The 3,093-nt window shown below is 59.3% G+C and carries 2 protein-coding genes and 1 pseudogene; all 3 read left to right on the forward strand.

Annotation, left to right across the window (positions count from 1 at the left end; all coding sequences use genetic code 11):
• Positions 1–378: 378 nt before the first annotated feature.
• Positions 379–981: a helix-turn-helix domain-containing protein gene (locus AX703_RS12170; protein WP_062344367.1), complete on the forward strand. Its 603-nt coding sequence runs from the start codon at positions 379–381 to the stop codon at positions 979–981.
• Positions 978–2,192, forward strand: coding sequence for a type II toxin-antitoxin system HipA family toxin (locus AX703_RS12175; protein ID WP_062344369.1), 1,215 nt, complete (start codon positions 978–980; stop codon positions 2,190–2,192). Before AX703_RS12170 ends, AX703_RS12175 begins: the two co-directional genes overlap by 4 nt.
• A 168-nt stretch (positions 2,193–2,360) precedes the next feature.
• Positions 2,361–3,016: pseudogene (locus AX703_RS28365) on the forward strand (transposase); the annotation flags it as partial.
• Positions 3,017–3,093: the final 77 nt, after the last annotated feature.

Raw genomic sequence — 3,093 nt, forward strand, 5'->3', positions numbered from 1 at the left:
TACGCTACGGCACCCCAAGCGACTCTCCCGCGGAGCGGGTTCGTGCTTTGGTCGGGACCCGCCAGTCCTACCTCCGCTCGACGTGCCGACCGCAGCCGCCAACATGGCGGCCATTCACGGCTCCAGAGGTGCTGCATGTAAGTCTCCTTTGGTCCAGGTCGTGGCCACCCTTCCTGCCTGGGCCAAATTCCACCCAAATCTGGAGGAAGCTGGCGGGCTTAGGCCACGGCAGTAGCCCTGCAAATTCGCCATTCTATATATGCAATTACAGATTAAATATGAAGAATATATGCAAAAACATATGAATCTTGACGAAACTCCTAGAGCATGATATGCAAAATTATATATTTTTAGTCCGGTATATGCAAAAGCAGATAAATGAGAGCAGGAATTGACGAGATAGCCGCCAGCGTTCGTGCGGCACGGCAGGCAAAGGCAATGACCCAGAAGGAACTGGGGCAGCGCGTTGGCCTGCCTCAAAGCCATATCTCCAAGATAGAGAAGGGCGCAGTTGACCTCCAGCTCTCAAGCCTTGTCGAAATCGCGCGCGCGCTCGACCTTGAGGTCAAGCTTGTCCCCCGCAAGGCTTTGCCCGCTGTGGAGGGCGCTGTTCGCGCCCACGGCACGACTGTCGAAACCAGTCGGGCCCTGAACTTGCTCAACGAGCAAGCGCAGCTTGCCGAGCGCATCAAAGGTAGCTTTCCCGATCTTTCGCAGATCGAGGGCTTTCAGAACGCGATCCGGAACATTCTAAAGCTGCAATTCGATGCCGCTCAACTGAAGGCTCTGGACGAAGCTTTGCAACCTGCAAAGCGTCTCAAATCCCTGGTCGAAGCTCAGGGCGCTGCATCCAAGCTGGCCAAGCAGCTTGAGGAGGCGACTTCATCGCTTAGGCACTTCCGCAACATTCAGGTGCACACACCGCTCATAGAGACACGGCGTCAGCTTCCTGCCTATCGGCTGGAGGAGGATGACGAATGATTGACGCATTCGCTCTCGACATACTCCTGTATGACCGCCGCATCGGGACGCTTGCCCGTCTCGATGGGGATCGCAGCATCTTCACGTTTGACGAGGTTTACCTCGCAGATGAGGATCGTTCGACGCTCTCGCTCGCCTACCGCGACCCTTATGGCGGCATCGTCAACGCGCCGCGCGCTTACCAGACCAAGATAGAGCCGTTCTTCTCCAACCTCCTGCCCGAGGGTACGCTGCGCGATTATTTGGCGCGGCGCGCTGGGGTCAAAGCTATTCGCGAATACCCGCTGCTCGCCCAACTCGGCGGTGACTTGCCAGGAGCCGTCAAAGCCGTTCCCGTTGAGGCACGCGATGCCCCGCCCGAGGATTCCGAAAATGACGGTGTCGCAGGGCAGGCCAAGCATGCCCTGCGTTTCTCCCTTGCAGGCGTTCAGCTCAAATTCTCGGCCTTGAAGACCCGAGGCAAAAATGGTGGACTCACCATTCCGGTAAGCGGCACAGGCGGCGACTGGATCGTAAAACTCCCATCAGCCCGTCACCCCGACGTACCGGAAAACGAGTACGCCGCCATGAGCTTGGCCTCCAAGCTCGGGATCGATGTCCCTGGCATCGATCTCATGCCGCTCGATACGATTGAAGGATTGCCCGACGGGATCACCCGATACGGGGCGTCAGCCTACGCCATACGCCGCTTCGATCGTAGCGAGGAAGGCGCAATTCACGTCGAGGACTTTGCCCAGGTCTATGGCGTGTACCCCGACGATAAGTATGAGAATGCCAGCTACCGCCAAATCTTGTCTGTGCTCGCCCTCGAGACAGACGAGGCAAGCGCCGTCGAGTTTGTCCGCCGCCTCACCTATTCCGTGCTGATCGGCAATGGTGACATGCACCTGAAAAACTGGTCGCTGATCTATCCCGACAAGCGCCGACCAATCCTCGCCCCCGCTTACGACCTCCTATCGACGGTTGCCTATATCCCCGAGGAAGATTCCGCTCTCAAATTCCATCGCTCGCGCGAATGGGAGTCGTTCACCTACCGCGAACTGGAAACAATCGCGGATAAGGCGCGGTTGCCCTCACACCTTGTCGTCTCGACGGCGAAAGAGACCGTCGAGCAATTTGACGCGCTTTGGGATCAAGAAAAGGCGCATCTGCCCTTTTCGGGAGAAGTCGTGGCCGCAATCGACAAGCATCGAAAGCGCCTTGCGGTCTAGGTATTGACTCCCCCCGCGCCTAGCAAAGCTTGGCCAGGCCTCGGACAGCTGGCGCCCCGAACCCGGTCGTTCGCGCTCAATTTTGACGTGATCGATTCTTAATGTGACCTGCCACGGGTAATTTCCTCCAGTTGCGATTAGAGTCCGGCCCAGACGAGGACGGACGAGATGAAGCGCAAGAGGTTTACGGAAGAGCAGATCATCGGGGTGTTGAAGGAAGCAGAGGCCGGCGCGAACACCGGCGATCTTGCTCGGCGGCACGGCATATCCGAGGCAACGATCTACAACTGGAAGGCCAAGTATGGCGGCATGGACGTGTCCGAGGCGAAGCGGCTGCGTTCGCTGGAGGACGAGAATGCGAAGCTGAAGCGCCTTCTGGCGGACGCCATGCTGGACAACGCGGCGCTGAAGGATCTTCTCACAAAAAAATGGTGACGCCCGTCGCACATCGGGTAGCGGTTACTCATCTTCGGGATCATCACGGGATGAGCGAGCGGCGGGCGTGTCGCGTGATAGATGCTGATCGCAAGAGCGTTCGCTACCGGTCCCGGCGCCCGCCGGAGACGGAGTTGCGCGCCCGCTTGCGTGAGCTTGCCAATGAACGGCGCCGGTTCGGCTACCGTCGGCTGCACATCCTGCTGCGGCGGGAAGGTGAGCCTTCGGGCATTAACCGTGTCTACCGGCTCTATCGAGAGGAAGGTCTTGGCGTTCGCAAGCGTCGGGCACGGCGCAGGGCGGTTGGTACACGGGCTCCGATCCTTGTGGAAGCGCGGCCCAATGCTCGCTGGAGCCTGGACTTCGTCCATGACCAGTTCGCCTGTGGTCCGGTGGGCAGCCGCCTGCCGGCCGAGCGCGACTTTGCGCTGCGCTACGAGGTGAGCCGGCCGACGGTGCGCGAGGC

It is taken from the genome of Novosphingobium sp. CCH12-A3, from assembly GCF_001556015.1.
In the GTDB taxonomy this organism is placed as follows: Bacteria; Pseudomonadota; Alphaproteobacteria; order Sphingomonadales; family Sphingomonadaceae; genus Novosphingobium; species Novosphingobium subterraneum.

Excerpts from the sequence above, each read along its gene's own strand:
- AX703_RS12170 (WP_062344367.1), top strand. The coding sequence starts at position 379 with ATGAGAGCAGGAATTGACGAGATAGCCGCCAGCGTTCGTGCGGCACGG.
- AX703_RS12175 (WP_062344369.1), top strand. The coding sequence starts at position 978 with ATGATTGACGCATTCGCTCTCGACATACTCCTGTATGACCGCCGCATC.